The 17,493-nt window shown below is 69.7% G+C and carries 14 protein-coding genes and 1 pseudogene; 11 read left to right on the forward strand and 4 right to left on the reverse strand.

The window, feature by feature from the left end; all coding sequences use genetic code 11:
- The 4 genes from HGB44_RS02310 to HGB44_RS02325 all read left to right on the forward strand — a co-directional run bounded on the left by HGB44_RS02310 (nt 1) and on the right by HGB44_RS02325 (nt 4,141).
- The gene (locus HGB44_RS02310) at nt 1–957 is read left to right on the forward strand and encodes a beta-ketoacyl-ACP synthase III (RefSeq protein ID WP_061080045.1); all 957 of its coding nucleotides are present in this window, start codon (nt 1–3) and stop codon (nt 955–957) included.
- A gap of 107 nt (nt 958–1,064) precedes the next feature.
- Nucleotides 1,065–1,307, forward strand: coding sequence for an acyl carrier protein (locus HGB44_RS02315; protein ID WP_017567578.1), 243 nt, complete (start codon nt 1,065–1,067; stop codon nt 1,305–1,307).
- Between the two features lie 128 nt (nt 1,308–1,435).
- Nucleotides 1,436–2,674, forward strand: a complete 1,239-nt coding sequence (fabF, locus tag HGB44_RS02320; protein ID WP_061080044.1) for a beta-ketoacyl-ACP synthase II — start codon at nt 1,436–1,438, stop codon at nt 2,672–2,674.
- A 285-nt stretch (nt 2,675–2,959) separates the two neighbouring features.
- A complete protein-coding gene (locus HGB44_RS02325; RefSeq protein ID WP_210751110.1) occupies nt 2,960–4,141 on the forward strand; it encodes an EAL domain-containing protein in 1,182 nt (393 codons plus the stop codon).
- A 70-nt stretch (nt 4,142–4,211) separates the two neighbouring features.
- Here HGB44_RS02325 and HGB44_RS02330 read toward each other — a convergent pair whose 3' ends face one another.
- Nucleotides 4,212–5,102, reverse strand: coding sequence for an SGNH/GDSL hydrolase family protein (locus HGB44_RS02330; RefSeq protein ID WP_061080042.1), 891 nt, complete (start codon nt 5,100–5,102; stop codon nt 4,212–4,214).
- 746 nt (nt 5,103–5,848) lie between these two features.
- On the opposite strand from HGB44_RS02330, the gene HGB44_RS02335 reads away from it, so the two are divergent.
- Both HGB44_RS02335 and HGB44_RS02340 read left to right on the forward strand, forming a co-directional pair.
- The gene (locus HGB44_RS02335) at nt 5,849–8,179 is read left to right on the forward strand and encodes a hypothetical protein (protein ID WP_061080041.1); all 2,331 of its coding nucleotides are present in this window, start codon (nt 5,849–5,851) and stop codon (nt 8,177–8,179) included.
- Nucleotides 8,180–8,563: 384 nt separating this feature from the next.
- The gene (locus tag HGB44_RS02340) at nt 8,564–8,938 is read left to right on the forward strand and encodes a hypothetical protein (protein ID WP_061080040.1); all 375 of its coding nucleotides are present in this window, start codon (nt 8,564–8,566) and stop codon (nt 8,936–8,938) included.
- Between the two features lie 149 nt (nt 8,939–9,087).
- Here the strand turns inward: HGB44_RS02340 and HGB44_RS02345 are convergent.
- The 3 genes and pseudogenes from HGB44_RS02345 to HGB44_RS02355 all read right to left on the reverse strand — a co-directional run.
- Nucleotides 9,088–9,189: pseudogene (locus HGB44_RS02345) on the reverse strand (metal-sulfur cluster assembly factor); the annotation flags it as partial.
- Between the two features lie 149 nt (nt 9,190–9,338).
- Nucleotides 9,339–9,497, reverse strand: coding sequence for a hypothetical protein (locus tag HGB44_RS02350; protein WP_168443890.1), 159 nt, complete (start codon nt 9,495–9,497; stop codon nt 9,339–9,341).
- Nucleotides 9,498–10,222: 725 nt separating this feature from the next.
- Nucleotides 10,223–10,729, reverse strand: a complete 507-nt coding sequence (locus HGB44_RS02355) for a helix-turn-helix domain-containing protein (RefSeq protein ID WP_061080039.1) — start codon at nt 10,727–10,729, stop codon at nt 10,223–10,225.
- Between the two features lie 414 nt (nt 10,730–11,143).
- Between HGB44_RS02355 and HGB44_RS02360 the strand changes: the two genes are divergently transcribed.
- The 5 genes from HGB44_RS02360 (at nt 11,144) to HGB44_RS02380 (ending at nt 17,403) form a co-directional block, all read left to right on the forward strand.
- Nucleotides 11,144–11,500 carry a hypothetical protein gene (locus tag HGB44_RS02360; protein ID WP_061080038.1) on the forward strand — a complete coding sequence of 119 codons (357 nt, stop codon included), beginning with the start codon at nt 11,144–11,146 and terminating at the stop codon, nt 11,498–11,500.
- Between the two features lie 121 nt (nt 11,501–11,621).
- Nucleotides 11,622–12,923, forward strand: coding sequence for a hypothetical protein (locus HGB44_RS02365; protein ID WP_061080037.1), 1,302 nt, complete (start codon nt 11,622–11,624; stop codon nt 12,921–12,923).
- A gap of 351 nt (nt 12,924–13,274) precedes the next feature.
- Nucleotides 13,275–15,596 (forward strand): phage tail tip lysozyme, encoded by a 2,322-nt coding sequence (locus tag HGB44_RS31725; protein WP_168443891.1) that lies wholly within the window; start codon nt 13,275–13,277, stop codon nt 15,594–15,596.
- 161 nt (nt 15,597–15,757) lie between these two features.
- Nucleotides 15,758–16,717, forward strand: coding sequence for a hypothetical protein (locus tag HGB44_RS02375; protein WP_061080035.1), 960 nt, complete (start codon nt 15,758–15,760; stop codon nt 16,715–16,717).
- Nucleotides 16,714–17,403 carry a hypothetical protein gene (locus HGB44_RS02380; protein WP_061080034.1) on the forward strand — a complete coding sequence of 230 codons (690 nt, stop codon included), beginning with the start codon at nt 16,714–16,716 and terminating at the stop codon, nt 17,401–17,403. Before HGB44_RS02375 ends, HGB44_RS02380 begins: the two co-directional genes overlap by 4 nt.
- The last annotated feature ends 90 nt before the right edge of the window (nt 17,404–17,493 follow it).

Raw genomic sequence — 17,493 nt, forward strand, 5'->3', positions numbered from 1 at the left:
ATGTTCAGCTCCCCGAGAGCTCCCGGAGGCGCGATGATCACCGCCTTCGGCGAGTACCAGCCCTCCCGGGTCATGACCAACGCCGACCTCGAAGAGCGCGTCGACACCAGCGACGAGTGGATCCAGAGCCGCGTGGGCATCCGGGAGCGGCGCATCGCGGGCCCCGAGGACACCGTGACCAGCATGGCCGTGGCGGCGGGCGGCAAGGCCCTGGCCGCCGGCGGCCTGTCCCCCGACGACGTCGACCTGGTGATCGTGGCCACCTGCACCGTGCAGGACCAGATCCCCAACACGGCCGCCACCGTCGCCGCCAGGCTGGGCATCACCGCACCGGGCGCCTTCGACCTCAACGCCGCCTGCGCGGGCTTCTGCTACGCCCTGGGCGTGGCCTCGGACATGGTCCGCGGCGGCAGCTCCCGCAACGTGCTGGTGATCGGCTCGGAGAAGCTCAGCGACTGGGTGGACTGGGACGACCGCGGCACCTGTGTGATCTTCGCCGACGGCGCCGGGGCCGCGATCGTCTCCGCCTCCGAGGAGCAGGGCGTCGGCCCCGTGGTGTGGGGCTCCTCCGGTGAACGGGCCGACAAGATCCACCTGCGCGAGGGCAAGTACCTGTGGCAGGAGGGCCAGTCGGTCTTCCGCTGGACCACCACCGAGCTGTACAAGGTCGCCCTGGAGGCCATGGAGCGGGCGGGCGTGGAACCCTCGGAGCTGACCGCCTTCGTCCCCCACCAGGCCAACCTGCGCATCGTGGAGGCCATCGCCAAGAAGCTGGGCGCGCCCCAGGCACTCGTGGCCCGCGATATCGTCACCGCTGGCAACACCTCCTCCGCGTCCATCCCTCTCGCGCTCTCGCGGATGATCGGACGCGGGGAGCTGCCGTCGGGGAGCACCGTACTCACCCTGGGCTTCGGAGCGGGGCTGGTCTACGCCGCCCAGGTGATCCGCATTCCCTGATCACCCGCCCGAACCCGCGGTCACACCACACCAGTCGGGTCCGCGAGTCCGCGGCTCACGTGGTGTCCCTGAGCCGACACGAATCACCGAGCAAGGAGAAAGACGACATGGCCCAGCACAGCGAGCAGGAGATCCTGAAGGGCCTCGGCGAGATCATCGAGGAGATCGTCGGGACCGAGCCCTCCGAGGTCACCCCTGACAAGAGCTTCGTCGACGACCTGGACATCGACTCGCTGTCCATGGTGGAGATCGCCGTCGCCGCCCAGGACAAGTTCGGCGTGGAGATTCCGGACGACCAGCTCAAGGACCTCAAGACGGTCCAGGACGTCATCAACTTCATCCAGAAGTAGAACCGTTCGGGGCGGCGGGACACACCCCGTCCCGCCGCCCGGCCCGCCGTCACGACCGGCTCCCCCCACATCCGCCAACGCCCCCGGCCCCGCAGCCGGGAACGACCCACGAGAAGGGCGATCGGATCATGTCCAAGACCGATGTCGTCGTCACCGGCCTCGGCGCCACCACCCCCCTCGGGGGTGACGTCGCGACCACATGGTCCGCGCTCCTCGACGGCCGCTCCGGCATCAGCATGCTGCCGGAGGAGTGGCACGAGAAGCTCCCGGTGCACTTCGCCGGCCAGATCGCGCAGGAACCCTCCGAGAAGCTCCCCAGGCCGCGCCTGCGCCGCCTGGACCGCACCCAGCAGTTCGCGCTGATCGCCGCGGAGGAGGCCTGGCAGGACGCCGGCTCCCCCGAGGTGGACCCGATCCGCCTGGGTGTGGTGGTCTCCAGCGGGATCGGCGGTATCCTCACCATCCTGGAGCAGTACGACACCTTCCGTGAGAAGGGCTGGAAGCGGGTCTCCCCCTTCACCGTGCCCATGCTCATGCCCAACAGCCCCGCCGCCGCGATCAGCCTGGAGTACACCGCCCGGGCCGGTTCGCACGTGCCGGTGAGCGCCTGCGCCTCCAGCGCCGAGGCCATCGCCAACGGTGTGGACATGATCCGCTCCGGCCGCGCCGACGTGGTGATCGCGGGCGGTACCGAGGCCGCGATCCACCCGCTCAACATCGCCTCGTTCGCGTCCATGCGCGCGCTGTCCACGCGCAACGACGACCCGCAGCACGCCTCCCGCCCCTGGGACAAGGACCGCGACGGCTTCGTCATGGGCGAGGGCGCGGGCATCCTCATCCTGGAGTCGGCCGAGCACGCCGCCCGCCGGGGCGCCCGCGTGTACGCGCACGCCTCGGGCGTGGGCTACACCAACGACGCCTACGACATCGTCCAGCCCGAGCCGGAGGGCACCGGCCAGGCCCGCGCCATCACCCAGGCCCTGGCCGACGCCGACCTCACCCCCGAGGACGTCGTGCACGTCAACGCGCACGCCACCTCCACCCCGGCCGGGGACGTGGGCGAGACGCGCGCGATCCGCACCGCGCTGGGCGACTCCGTCGCCGACCGCGTCGCGGTGACCTCCACCAAGTCCATGACCGGTCACCTGCTGGGCGGCGCGGGCGCCGTGGAGTCGATCGCGACCATCCTGGCGCTGCACGACGGGCGCATCCCGCCGACCATCAACATCGAGGAGCTCGACCCGGGCGTGGCCGTGGACATCGTCCGCGACAAGCCCCGGGACATGCCCACGGGCGACGTGGCGGCCATCAACGAGTCCTTCGGGTTCGGCGGCCACAACATCGCGGTGGTCTTCCGCCGCGCCTGACCCCTCGCCGGACGCGGCCTCCCCGCGTACGCGCGCACGACACCGCCCGCCGGGACGAACCCGGCGGGCGGTGTCGTGCGCGCACCCGGCGACGCCGTACGCGGACCAGCCGGGACGGCCCGGAAGGGTCCGGACGGGCCGCGCACGTCCGGGAAAGCGCCCCTCACCGTCGGTACGCGATTGCCTCCGGACGTGAACGCCGTCGAGCCGCCCTCCCTACACCCCGGTGAAGGTGAGGGGAACAGCCGAGAACAAGTCTTCAGGTGGGACCGATTCGGGGTCACCATGAGGACTGTGACTGCGCTGCATCCCCAACACACTCCCACGGCGCATCCGGACGGGCCGGGTGCGGTGGCCCGCCGTGCCCCGGGCGCCCCCGGCTACCAGCCCGTCGTCGACCTGGACTCGGGGACCGTGGTGGCCGTGGAGGTCACCGCCTCCCCGCCGCCCACCGCGCGGGGCTCCTACGCGGAGGTGACCCCCCAGGAGGAGTCGGCCGTGGCCGAGTGGCTCCTGGCCCTGGTCCGGGAGACCGCCGTGTCCGAGAGCCTGCTGCCGATGGTCCTGCCGCTGCCCGCGCGGATCCTGGCCGGGGAGGGGTTCGCCCCGCTGGTGGAGAGCCTGTTGCGCCGTGCGGGCCGTCGGCCGCGCGACATCACCTTCATGCTCAGTCCGGACATGGCCGAGCTGGCGCGCAGGACCGTGGTGGCGGGGGTCTCCCGGCTGCGTGCGGCGGGTTTCCGGTGCGGGTTCGGGACGGCGATGGTGCGCCCGGACCTGGTGGTGGAGGCCGCGCCGTTCCTGATGCGGATCGACCCGGCGATCGTGTCCGGGGTGGCCGGGGACCAGCGGCACGCCACCGTGGTGGAGGGCCTGGCGCGGATCGGCCGGGGCAGCGGCGTGTACGCGCTGGCCTCGGGAGTGGGCACCGCCGAGGACGTGGTGCGGCTGCGCCGCTGCGGGATACGGGTGGGCACGGGGCCGTTCTTCGCCGACCGCGCGTGGCGGCCAGGCGAGCGGGTGACCCCGGTGCCCGAGCCGAGCACCGGGCAGGGCGGGGAGGAGGACTCCGGGCCCCGGGTCACCGAGTTCATGGTGCCGCCCGTGGGACTGGACTCCGACGCGACCGCGGAGCAGGTGCTGGAGTCCTTCACCGGGGATCCGGCGCTGAACAGCGTCATCCTCATCGACCACCGGGACCGCCCGGTCGGGGTCGTCGACCGCACGCGCTTCCTGTTGTCGGTGACGGGCCGCTACGGGCACGCCCTGCACGCCAAGCGTCCGGCGCTGCGGCTGGCCGAGCCCCCGCGCACGGTCCCGGCGTGGATGTCGGCGCTGGCGGCGCTGCGGGTGGCGGGCCAGGACACCGAGCGGGTCTACGACGACCTGATCGCCACCAACTCCTACGGCCAGTGCCTGGGCGTGGTGCACATCAGCGACCTCATCCAGTCCCTGTCGCGCAGTTGAGCGGTGGACGTGGCGGCGCCCCGCACCGGGCCCGGTGCGGGGCGCCGTCGCACGTCGGCGAGCGGTCGGGTCAGTCCACCGGGTCGGGGCCCTTGGTGCCCGAGGGGCTGCTGGTGGGCGCGCTCTCGGCGGGGTCGAAGCCGTTGTAGGTGCCCTCCCGGGCCTTGCCCTCCTCGATGGTCCTGGCGATCCGGGACCGGGTGTCCTCGTCGTGCAGGTAGTCCAGCTCGGGGCGCTTGGGCAGGCGGCCGTCCCCGGAGGAGCGGCCCATGGCGCGGCGGCGCAGCCACGGCACCAGGTACTGGCGGGCCCAGCGGCGGTTCTCGCGGCGGCGCAGGATGCGGGGCAGCTGCCGTGGCGGGGTGGTCCACGGGTCGGTCCAGGACTCGGGCGGTCCCATGGGGAAGCCGAGCAGGTCGGCGATGCGCGCGGCGACGATCTGGTGGCCCGCGCCGTTGAGGTGCAGGCGGTCCTCGCTCCAGGCGCGGGAGTCGGTCAGGGCGTTGAGCGCCCACAGGTCGACGATCTCGGTGCCGGTGCGCTCGGCGACGGCGCGCATGTGCATGCTGAACACGGCGATGCGGCCCCGGTAGTAGCGCAGGACCGGGATCCACCCGGTGTCGTGGCCGGACAGGATCACCACACGGATTCCGGCGTCGCGCAGCTGGCGGATGCCCCACTCGAAGTGCTCGGCCAGCCGGTCGAGGTCCCCTCCCGGGCGCAGGACGTCGTTGCCTCCGGCCAGGACGGTGACCAGATCGGGTTTCCAGGCCAGCGTCTGGTCGAGCTGCTCACCGAAGATGTGGCGCATCCGGCGCCCGCGCACGCCCAGGTTGGCGTAGCGGAAGTCGGGGGTCACCGTGGCCAGGTGCTCCGCCAGTCGGTCGGCGAATCCCCGGTACTCTCCGTCCGGGCCGCTGTCGTCTTCCATCCCCTCGGTGATGCTGTCGCCGATCGCCACGTAGGACCGGATGGGTTCCGGTCTGTGGGGCCGAACGGCCGCTGGGGGATTCGTCTCAAGGTCTGTCACGTCAACCAATCATCCGGCTCGACCGTCCCACGCCTGCGCGCGCCGAGGGTGCGCGGGTACGGCAATCGTGGTGTCGGGCCGCGGTCCGGCCACCACCCGTGTCCGAACACCGTCGACCCCTGTCGGCCACCAGGCGCGGCCGTCCGGCCGGAAGGTCGCCCGGGCGAGGGACAGTGCCCGTCCAGCATACCCGCGGCCGACGGCAGAGCGCCTGGAACGGAGTGGGTCGGCACACCCCGCCACGGTCCATCCTTCCCGGAGGGGTCGCGCGCGTCCGTTGCGCGCAGGGGACGCCCATGTGAAGGCGCCGTGAATACCAACGACCGGTTGCCCCGGGAAGAACCCGGGACCCCGTATGAGGTAACTCACACGCCCGCGCGGGTCCGAACCCCGGAACGCCCTCGTCACGGTCATCACACAGCGCAGTCACGGTCCGGTCGCGGTGGACCTGGCACGCCCGGGGGTACCCATGTGGCCTCAGGGGACGTACGATCTCGGGGAAGTGCTCACGGCACCCCTGTCCCCCGGCTCGCCGTGCCCGCCCGTGGCACACGGACCGGCCTCCCTTCCGGCCTCCACGCGGGTGAGGGGCGCGTACTGTGGTGCATCGAACCGAAGGCCCGTGCGGTTCCTCCCCAATTCACGTGCAGACACCAGGAGGTCGAGGTCCCCAGCGGATGAACGCCGTCTCTCCGATCTGCCTCGTCGACCTCGCGCCCGCACTGCGGTGGTCGAGGTCGCCGGACGTGGCACCCCTGCTCCACCACGACCGCCTGATCGACGGCTGGTGGCACTCGCTGCCCGTCGCACGCGTCCTGGACATCGCGGGTCCGCCCTGGCTCGCGCACGGCATCGCCCGCCTGGCCCTGGAGCAGTGGTCGCACCTGCCCCTGGCCGAGTTCCTGCCGAGCCTGCGCACCCAGCTGGTGGACTGCTCCGACCTCTCCGAGCCCGTGCGCGGCGCGGTCGTGGCCACCGCCGGGGACTGGGAGCGCCTCATCTCCACGAGCCCGCAGGAGATCGGCGCGTGGCCGCTCGCCGACTGCGACCCCATGGACATCCTGAGCACGGTGGCCTGGCGGGCGCTACAGCCCTGCTGCGAGCTTCCCGGAGGGCCCACCCCCTCCCCCGCCCTGATGATGGAGGCCGTGCGCACCATCGCCCACTGGCTTCCCGACTCCGCGCCCGAGCACGTGCACAGTGCGCTGGAGTACCTCACCGCCGCCACAGGCTCCGGCGCGGGCGGCGAGGGCTCCGGGCACGCGTCGCCGCCGCAGACCCCGGCGACCCGCGCGATCCGCACGCTGCGGGCCCTGCGCGCCCAGCGCGGCGAGGAGTCCGAGCCCTCCGGCGCCCCGCTCCGGGAACAGGCGGCCACGGCCATGGTCAGTTCGGCCGCGATGATCCCCGGCTCCGCCCTGCACACCGAGGCCGTGGGCGGCGACGGCGCGCACAGCGAGGGCGCGGGCGACCTGCGCTCCCAGTTCCGCAGCTCCCTGCTGGGCCCCGGGCGCACCCTGCGCCGCCCCAGCTTCGGTCCGCCCAAGGCCATGCGCCCCGACCACGCCGAGGAGCGCCCCCCCGCCCCGGCGCTGGGACAGCACCCCCTGGTGGACCTGGTCGAGGAGATGTTCCGCTCCTGGCCGGATCTGGAGCGCACGGTGGCCGCCGAGCGCCTGTTCGCCACCGACCCCATCAGCATCCGCGTGCTCTCGGAGCAGATCGCGGTGGACGTCACCGAGATCCGCTCCGCCCAGCGCAAGGTGGAGGAGCGCCTGCTGCGCTGGCTCAACGCCCCCGAGGGGGCCGCGGTCACCAAGCACCTGCGCGAGCTGTCCGAGCAGCTGGGCGCGGCGACCACCATCGACCGCCTGATCAACGCCCACCCCGACCACCCGGTCGACGTGCCCACCCTCAACACGCCGCTGTGGCGGGTGATCATCACCCTGTTCACCGACCGGCGCATGCACAACGGCTGGCTGATCGCCGACGACCCCAACCGGCTGCGCTGGCAGACCCGCGAGCTGCTGGGCGACGCCCCCAGCATGACCGAGGCCGGGATCCGGCTCAGCCGGATCGGCATCCGTCAGCAGGAGCTGCGCGCCTGGCTGTTGAGCACCCCCGGGGTGAGCCTGCGGGACGGGCACGTGTTCACGGACCCGTCGGTGCCCATGGAGATGCCGACCAACCACCCGGGCCACACCGCCCCGGAGGACTCGGGGGCCACCACCGAGAACGGGCTGCCCATCCGGCGGCGCATGGACGCGCAGCCGTCCGCGGCCCCGGCCGACCCCGACCCCGCGCCCGCCCACCAGCACAGCCCCGGGCCCGAGCAGGCTCCCGCGGCCTTCGGCGCCGCCGCCCTGGACCCGCACCGCGTCGTACCGCTGGGCCCGGCGCCCGGACAGGCCCACGGCCTGCCGCCCACGTCCCCGATCGCGCCGCCCGCTCCGCCCTCGCGGACCGGTGCGAGCGACCCGGCCACGGCGGCCCGCTGCTTCCGCGCCCCCGACGGGCGCTGGTGGCACCGCATCGACATCACCGCCGACCACCTCAACGGCGCGCCCGTGGCAGTCCCCACCGGGTACGCCACCCACCTGGGCCTCCAGCCCGGACGGCTGCTGTGCCTGACCGCGCCGGGCGCGGACCTGCTGGTACTGGTCTGGCGCGACCAGCCGGCGTTCGACTCCCTGCGTCCCCTGCTGCGCCGCCAGGCCGCCCAGCCCGGCGACCGCGTCTTCATCACCGTGGCGGGCGACCGCCTGGACGCACGCAAGCTGCCCGCCACCGACCTGAGCGGCTACTCCCCCACGGCACGGGCACTGCACCTGAGCGGCTACACCGCGCCCGCCTCCACCGAGGACGCCCTGAAGATCCTCTCCCGCCGGATCACCGACAGCGACGACGAGGCGTTCGCCGACCCCCAGTCTCTGGTCGACCTGCTGTCCCTGCGCGGTGACAACGACATCGCCGCGGAGCTGCGCGCGGGCATGTTCGCCGCGCACTAGGCACGCGCAGCGAAGAGCGCCCGCCGCCCCCGGCCGCGGGCGCTCTTCGCGTTCCGGGCCCTTCGCCCCCGGCCGTCGGGCCACTCCCGCCCGAGGACCGGGGGCGGCGGTTTCGGGGCACCGGGGGCCTTCTCCGCGTACGCTCCCCCGCCTCCGCCGCGTACGCCCCCGCGGTGCCGCGGAGCGCGGCGGTGATGCCGCGTTTCCTGTGCGAACGGAGCGTTGCAACACGCCAAGGTCACACGAAGTCCTCATGAACACACACAAAGACAGAGAGAAAAGCACACAAAGCCTAGAAGTGGCCTTCCGCGTGTGGTTGACTACGCACCGCCCCCTTTCCGGGTGCGGTCCTACTCCTGATCCACGACCACACTGAGGAGTTCCATGTCCGCCGCGCTCTCACGAGGCAAGTCGCTCGCCCTCACCCTGGCCCTGGGCCTACTGCTCTCCCTCGGCCTCACGGTGGGCACCGCCGCCCCCGCCGCCGCCGCGGGCACCTTCCGCCTGTGCAACGTGTCCTCCGACTACACGGCCTACGCCGACTTCGGCGACTTCACCACCTTCGTGGTCAACCCCGGCCAGTGCACCAGCACCGGTCTCCACTCCTCCTACTCCTCCTACTCCGTGACCATCCGGGGGACCTGGGCCAACTCCGCGTACAAGACCACCCGCCTGTACCCGATCCCCTCCGGCCGCAGCGTCGACTTCCACGCCGGCGGCAGCTTCGCCGCTCCCCAGTTCACCCCCCTCGTCTACTGACGGCCCCGGGCGCCCGCGCCCGAAGGCCCTGACGCTCCGCGGCCCCCGCGCCCGACCGCGCGGGGGCCGTTCGCCGCACGGTATGACTCCCGCGCACGCGAACGGGCCGGTCCCCGAGGGGTACCGGCCCGTTCGTGCGACGGCGCGGGTCAGACGTTGAAGCCCAGCATGCGCAGCTGGTCGCGCCCGTCGTCGGTGATCTTGTCCGGGCCCCACGGCGGCATCCAGACCCAGTTGATCTTGACGTCGCGCGCGCTCAACATGCCTTTTACCTGGCTATACGTGGTGACGGAGATTCAAGGTAGACCAAATACCGCACAGGATCCCGCACAGTGTCCGGAAACGATGCGCGGAGTGGTTCGCTCTGGAGATGATGGGTGATCACGGGTGACGGTAGGGCTCAGGCGTCGTCCTCTCCGACGACGAGGGCTGGCATCGGACCGTAGTCCTCGAACTCGACCATCGGCTCATCGTAGACCTCGGCGGAGGCAGCGTCGTCGTAGGCCTCGGCCAGGCTCGCGCCGTGCGCACCGAGAATACCTTCCCAATCGAATCCCATGCCATCGACGCTATCCCAACTCTGCGAACGATCAGCGGCTCGGGCGAGGACCTCGTCGGCCCGCGCGTGGATCTCGGTCTCCTCTCCGTGGGGCCGATCTGCCGAAGAGAAGGCCCGGGCGCATCGACCACCACAAGTACGGGCTGGCGGGTAGAACGCGGATCGCGCGCACAAGCCCGGAGACCAACGCAGAACGCATTGGGGTCCAGGACTCGATCCAGCCCCAGCGGTCGATGCTGACCAGGGCTACCGGGTTCATGCGCCAGCCGGGGTATGGGTCGGGTTGCTCGTGCCGGTGAACCGATTCGCGGCCAGGGTCTCTGCGGCAGACGATGTCGCGCACGAGGGAGCGCAACCAGTCGTAGTTGGCACCGAGGACCTCGATCCCCGACTAGATCACGCAGGCGGGGACGGCCCCAGTTTTCCGTGCGAGGCCGGAGCGAGGAGGCATCTGGCGAAGTGCGGTCGGCGTAGGCGCAGTCGGAAAGGTAAGTCGGCGTCCGGGTGGTCGAAGAGCACAGTGCTGCGGGCCAGGAGGCGACGCAGAGAGCCCTCGTCCTCTCTGTGTTCAGCGGGCTGGGCACGGACAGGTCAGGCGCAACGGTGCGAGCGCTGAGGAGATCATGCGCGCCGACAGGTGGAAGAAGACTGAGACGGTCGACCTCTACGACTGCGAGTTGAACTCGGCGGCGCGCAACTCCGCGATGAGGCTGGACTTGTAGGCCTCAGTCCTCGTCCCCCCAGGTCGGCTCCTCTCGCTCCCAGCCGCGGCTCTCGTTCTCGTCGAGAGGGATGCGGGCGTCGATGGCCTCGGCCAACTCCGGGTCGAGCGGGGGCGTGGACGGCTGAGCGCGGGCTAGCTGGATGCGCTCGTCGGTCAGCGCCTTGATGGCGACGGTGAGCCGGTCGATCTCAGCCCGCGAGCGGCTCCACTGTCCCTCAGCGGCGGAGAGCTCGGTGAGGTATTCGTGCAGACGCCGCTGGTTCTCCGCAGCTGGGTCCTCGACCAAGAGCATCATCAGGGGCAGGTCGAGGGCCCGGGCTGCGGCGACGGCCTCGTCGAGGCGCACGGCCCTCTGCTGCTGCTCAATGCGGGTCACGGCCGAGGGGTCGACCTTGACGCCGAGGACGGCGGCCATGCGTCGGGCGAGTTCCGCCTGGCTGATCTCGGCGCGCTCCCGCTCGGTGCGCAGGCGGCGGGCGAAGAAGTCGGACGGCATGGGTGGCGTCATCGGTCGAGGGTCTCTTTCAGGGGTGGTGTACAGGCGGCGCGGAAGTGAGCAGATCGCACTGTACACACGGTCTCATGCGCCGACCGCACTGATTCGCCACCTCGGCCGTGTCGACCCAGGAAGGTCCTACGGCCTCGATCATCATGCCGTCGATTGAATAGATCCATCCCGAACGAGTATTGATCATCATTGGAATGATGTAGATTGATGATCGAGGACGCATACGTGGACGAGGACGACAGTGGGACGACCGATGATGCGGCCGAGGAGGACACGCCCATCTCCAGTCAATCGCATGAGAGAAACATACGAGTATGTAGTCATCACATGCTTGCATGATGCGAGTGAGTCGCCCATGTCAATCGGTGGCCTGTCAGGTGTGCATCGGAGATGGAAAGGCGAGAGGAAGACATCATGACGACGATCGAAAAAGCGGGGGTTCAGACCATCCCGCTGCCGAGCGCGGCTTGGGACATCGGCAGCTTTCTGCAGAACGCGACCGGCACGATCCAGGGCTGGGGCGGCTCCCTGCTGATCCTGTTCGGCTGCATCGGGCTCATCTGGGGCGCCGTACTGGTCACACTCAAGCTCATCGCCAGCCCGCAAAAAGAGCAGCAGCAAGCCGGCTGGGGCAAGATCGCGCTCCTAGTGCTCGTCGGCGGCGCTCTCTTCACCGGCGGCTTCAACATCGTCCAGACCATCGGATCCGGCGGCCAGCAGACCATCGAAGAGCTCGGCGGCGGGTCCGTCATCGTCTCCGCCTGGAACTGACCGGGACCACAACACGGGCCATCAGCGATCGGATCGGGTCGGTCGGGGCCATACGGCCTCAGCCGACCCGATCCGTCATTCGCGCATCGAGAGGGAAAGCGGCGCAGGGGTGTAGACGGACATGGCGTTCAAAGACACGATCATCGCCTTCGGCAAGAGGTTCAAGCTCGACTCGCACCACACAATGGAGCGCTTCGGCGTGGTGTGCGGGATCTTCGCGGTCACGGCGGTGGCCGTCTTCGGCGGGTCAGCCTTCGCCGCTTGGAACTCCGGCAAGGAGGCCCTGGCCAACACCTCGGTGTACACCCCCACCTTCACGACGTCGAAGACGAAGCTCAAGGGCGACGTCGACGGGGTGTACACGAACGAGCTGGGAAACAAGGCCTTGTTGATCATGCACTTCGACAAGGGCGCGAAGATCTCCTACAACGCCGCCGACTACCAGGGCTTCCTCATGGGCTCTGACGAGAATCTCAACACTGAGACGGTCGCGACGCCGGGTATCTCCTCGTCCTTCCACGTCTTCGGCTCCACCGGCTACATCGGCGTCCTCTTTGAGGCCGACGAGCCCTTCGCCCAGCAGGTGCTCAACCTGACGATGCGGGCCAACCAGGAACTGTCGTTCAAGGAGTCCGACGACAAGCCCACCGACGAGCTGGCCGGGGACAAGTCCTTCGCCCAGCACGACCAGTGGCGGGTCTTCTTCAACCCCGGGGCGATGGAGGCGGAGACGATCGCCTCGCTCGACGCGGCGACCTTCGACCCGGCCCGGGCCTTCTACGACGTGGCCCTGAAGTCGGACGAGCAGACGGCGCGCGAAGCCCTGGACTCCAAGCTCGTCGAGATGCGCACTGCACTGGCGCGCATCGACTCCTACACCACGGACCTGGAGACGACGAAAGTCGACGGCCTCTTCCTGCGCCCACCACAGGTGCCCGACCTCATCGCCGGTGACGCGGTCACCGGTGAGTCGAAGTCCGAGTCGGAGAACGGCAAGTCGAGCCTGGCGTTGACGACGAAGACCGTCGTGCCCGGGGGGTTCGACTTCAACTGGCGGCCGGGCAATGTTTACAACGGCTACCTCGACGTCCTCGTCCCGGTCGGCCAGAGCTATGGCGAGTTCCTGTCGGAGAAGTCACTCGAGAGCACGGACGAGCACGGATTCGGAGTGGACGACATCGAGTGGACGCTCTCGGACGGGTCGTCGTTGGCGCAGGACTACCGCACCTCGGACGTGACCATGCGGCCGCTGACGAACGTCATGAACAACCTCTCCCAGGCCTACGCCGACTACTACTCCGCCAAGAACGAGTATCAGTCGAGCCTCCTATTCGATCTGCTGGCCCTCGACGTCGATCTGCGCGACGTGCAGTCCAACAGCTCGGCCAACAGCGACGAGAAGTTCCTCTTCATCAATTACTGACCTTCGGCCCGACGAAGCAGGAAAGGAGCATCGATGGCCACGCAGCGGCCGAAGGGCACGGACGAGCCGACCGGTTCCGGGCAGAACGCGTCGGCTCCTGGCGGTAAGGCTCCCGCGCCCTCCTCTCCCAGGAGATCTCGGTCGAGTACGACAACGGAACCGGGGCCCCAGCAGGCACAGTCCGGAGGAGCAGGGAGGGGTACGAAGAGCCTTGGACCCGCCCCGGCAGCCCCAGCCTCGACCGGGGGCCCCGGCCCCTCCCCCAGGGCCGGGTCGAAGCCCCTGCCAGGAGACGGGGACCCGAACGGCGTGCAGCCCGCGGGAGAGGGCGCGTCGGCGGCCGGTCGGTCGGTGGGATCGGCGACCAAGGCTGCCGACGGCGCTCAGGCGCTGGACAAGGTCGACAAGGCATCGAAGGGCCTCGACGGGGCCGGTGCCAACCTCGCGGGATCGGCCACGCAGAAGGCGATCGAGGGCGATGGCGGCTCCAAGGGGCGCAGGACGGCGGGCCGCTACGCCGGTTCGGCCGTCTCCGGTGCGATTGGCGGTGCCGAGAAGGGCGCGGCCGCAGGCGGGATCGGGGCGGTGCCCGGCGCTGCTATCGGCGCGGCTAAGGGAGTCGCGGTCGAGGGCGGCAAGGACGCGATCAAGGGCGGGAAGAAGACTCTCGGCGCGGGCGGGACCGGTTATGTCCGCGAGCAGGAGGACCAGGAGACCCCGGGCTCGAAGGCGGCCAAGGGCGTCGCGGTGGCAGGCGGTGTCGCCGCAGCCCCTCCGGTCGGGGCTGTCATCGCGCTCATGACCCTGCTCAAGTGGCTGAAGATGCTGATGATGCAGCTGGCCGCGGCGACGCTGGGCTTCCTGCAGTCGCTGCTGGCCTGGGTGCTGGCGATCCCGCAGATGATCGGAACGGCCGTCGGCGGCGTCTTCGGCGCGATCGGCTCGGCCATCGCCGGTGTCGTCACGACCGTCGTGGGTGTCACCATCGCCCCTGCAGCGGCGACCGCATCGGCAGGCGTGGCCACGGTCGCGGCGATCGCACTGGCGGCGGGCACGCTCGCCAGCGCCGTCATCGACTCCCAGACGGCGGCAAACGGGGACGCAAACTCCTCGCACAGCTGCATTGTCAACACCGGGTCGGGCCCGATCAGCGTCGGCGACATCGACCCGGACCAGGAGGCGCACGCCCAGGCGGTGTACAAGGTGCTCTCGGGCATGGGCATGCCCGACGAGAACATCGCCGGGATCCTTGGCAACTGGGAAATCGAATCCGAGCTCGACCCGACCGGCGTCGAGGGCATCTACGACGAGCCTTACGAGCTCGGCCCGAAGAAGAAGGCCAAGCTCGACGGTGGCGGGACGAACTACGGGATCGGTCTGGGCCAGTGGACGGCTGACCGCAACACCAAGCTGCAGGAGTACGCCGAGGCGGCGGGCGGCGAGTGGTACGACATGGAGATCCAGCTGTCGTTCATGACCGATCCCGACGGCGACAACCCCGCAGATGTGGCGATCATCAAGGGCATGGTCTCCGAGAAGAAGGGCTCGCCGTCGGAGGCAGCCGAGTACTTCCTGACTCAGTGGGAGCGAGCCGGTGTGCCCGCCCTCGACGCTCGGCAGGAGGCGGCCGAGAAGTGGTTTGAGGCCATGGATGGTTGGGAGGAGGGCTCCGACTCGGCCGACGTCGAGCCCGTCAGTGACGGCCTCGAGCAGCTCGACCTCGGGCAGGTCAAGCCGCATGTACAGAAGGCCGCTGACCTCATCTACTCGAGGTTCAAGGACGGGCCGGGGTCCGGCATCGAGGGCGCTGGGGGCTACCGCAGCGGCGGCGGCTCGTACGACGATGACGCCCACGGTCACCACGTCGGACTGGCCGTGGACTTCATGGTCGCGCTCGATGGCGAAGGCAAGAGGACCGGAGACGCCCTGGCGCAGTACGTCATCGACAACCACAAAGAGCTCGGCGACGTCCGGTACGTGATCTGGCAGCAGCGGATCTGGAACCTCAGCGCGGGCGACACCGGCTGGCAGCCGATGGAGGACCGCGGTTCTCCGACGCAGAACCACATGGACCACCCGCATGTGAGCTGGAACTCGTCCGGCTCGGTCACCGACGTCGCCCCGGTCTCGACCGTCTCCTGCTCCGGCGGGGACTCCGACGGCGGGGGCGGAGGCGGGGGCTCGGTCGGTCTCAAGGATGGCGGTATTGACCTCAAGGCCGCCGAGAAGCTCATGGAGCTGTACAACGAGGAGGCCGACGAGGTCCTGGGCGAGGCGTTCGCCGACGGAGGCGGACCGGCCAAGTGCAACGGTTCCTACGTGCAGAACTGCACCTCGTTCTCGTGGTACTTCGTGCACAAGTACGCGCAGTGGGACAAGGGATACGCGAGCAACAACGGCAAGGACACCGCCCGCGTCATGGCTCAGCTGCTGGCCACGAACGCCTCGGGCACACCGACCCCGTACTCGGTCTTCTCCCACGGCAACTCCTCGGCTGCCGGCCACACGGGCATTGTCCTCGGTGTCGACGGTGACCGGATCCTCATCGGCGAGGCCGCGTACTGCGCCTTCCCCGGCCGCGCCCGGTGGGTCGAGGCCAGCGAATGGAAGAACGCCGGCTGGTCGTTCACCGATCTCTCCGACCGCATCGAGGGAGGCGAGCTGAAGGTCTGATCGAGCGCAGGCCGCGTCCTTGGGCCCGTGATCGCTTCGAGCGGTCACGGGCCCTTTCGCGTCTCGATGTCGAATGGCCTTACCACTCGGATTCCAATGGTCTTTCGTTGTAGCATTGAGTCACCTGTCAATGATGACGAATCGTCATAAAGGGATTAAGTGTGAGTAGAGACGAGGATGCCGACCCGCAGCTGGTCGAGGGAGAGGGGACCGCCTCGGACCGGGACCTGTCGGTGAAGGCGAAACTGAAGGCCATCGTGGCCAACCGTAGGCCGGTACGGAGGATGACCGGCGCAGAGCTGGAGTCGGCCTTTGACGGCTGGGTCACCGAGAAGCGGGCGCAGCTGGTCGCGCGCACGCCTGAGGACAACACCCGTGCCCTGCGCAAGGCAGGCGTGGCCACTATCAGCGTTTTGATCCTCGCCCTGCTCGCGGTCGCGGCCGTTTCCGAGGAGGGCTACCGAGCCGAGCAGGCCGAGAACTCTGAGCGGATCGCATCATTGACGCACGACGTCGCCCAGGCCGAGGAACCCCGGGACGACGAGGAGTCCAAGACCGCGCTCACCACCCTGGCCACAGACGTCTCCGAGAAGGCTGAGTCGGTCGCGAAGGAGCAGCAGGGCTTCATCGATCTCTACCGCCGGGCCGCATCAGCGCCCTCGCCCGACGACGGCGCTCCGAGTCCGGAGATGGAGGACGTAGCCGAGCACCGCCGAGCGTTGGCACCATACTTCGCCGACGAAACCCTCGTCCTCGACGACGCCGAGGCCTACCAGTGGTCAACGGCCGTCTCGCACGGCCCGGGCACGATCGATCCTCGCTACGCCTGGTACGTCCGCCACGACGGGCGCACCCCATCGCCGGAGTCGGCCTCGACTTGGTCTGTGGAGTCGGCGATGCCGGTCGTGGGCGAGGAAAGCCGTGCCCACGCGGTGTGGACGTGCACCGACACGAGGACCGAGGACGTCCTGGCATGGGCGAGCGCCGACTTCGACGGCGAGACGGGCACGTTCGTCGACCTCGATCTCGTCGTCACCACCGCTGGCGTCGAGCACCTGAGCGCCGACGAGTCCGGTATCACGCCGAAGAAGACCCCGAAGAAGGACGGGGGAACGCAATGAGTGAGAGGCCGACGAGTGACCGCCCGGGGTTCCTCCAGCGCAACCTCTGGGTGCTCATAACCGCCACGGTGTTCGTGGCCGCGTGCATCGGAGTGGGACTGCAGCAACTGGAGCGCAGCCGCGGGCTCGACGCCCAGTCCGAGGAGATCGCTGGCCTCGAGAAGCGGCTGGCCACGGCCCGGGCCGCTGAGGACGAGGCCGCCGAGGCCAACACCTACGAGGCCCTCGGAGTGACGACGTCGAGACTGGTCGCCGACCGGGCGGTCATCGACGACGTGGTCGCCACGGCTTTCACCTGGGACGACGGCAAGTCCTACGAGGCGGCCCGGACAGACCTCATCGACAGCTTCGGTCTCGACGAGGAGGGCTCCTTCCTTACCGAGTTCATGCCACCGGCGACCCGCACCGTCCTCGATGGTACGAGCGAGTACTACATCGACGCCGTGGGCTTGGTCTTCTCCCTCGGCGAGGACATCGACGTCGACCCAGTGAGAGTCATCGGCACGGACTACGAATACGTCGTGGTGGCCGACATCGACGTGAGTTCGAGCAACGTGCGCCCCGGCTCCGATGGGTCAACGCCGACCGCGACGAGGCAGGTGCTTCTGCGTATCACCGTCGACGAAGAGGGAGAAGTCTCGGCGCTGACGGGCGCCCCTCCCTCAGGGACGATCCAGTCGAGTTGATGACCATCCATCCGCCATTAAATCATTGGCGCTAATACGATTAATCTGCCGAACGAGTGAACGAGTGACTTGGGGAACGAATGGCGACAA

The organism is Nocardiopsis alborubida, from assembly GCF_012396365.1.
GTDB classification, from domain to species: Bacteria; Actinomycetota; Actinomycetes; order Streptosporangiales; family Streptosporangiaceae; genus Nocardiopsis; species Nocardiopsis alborubida.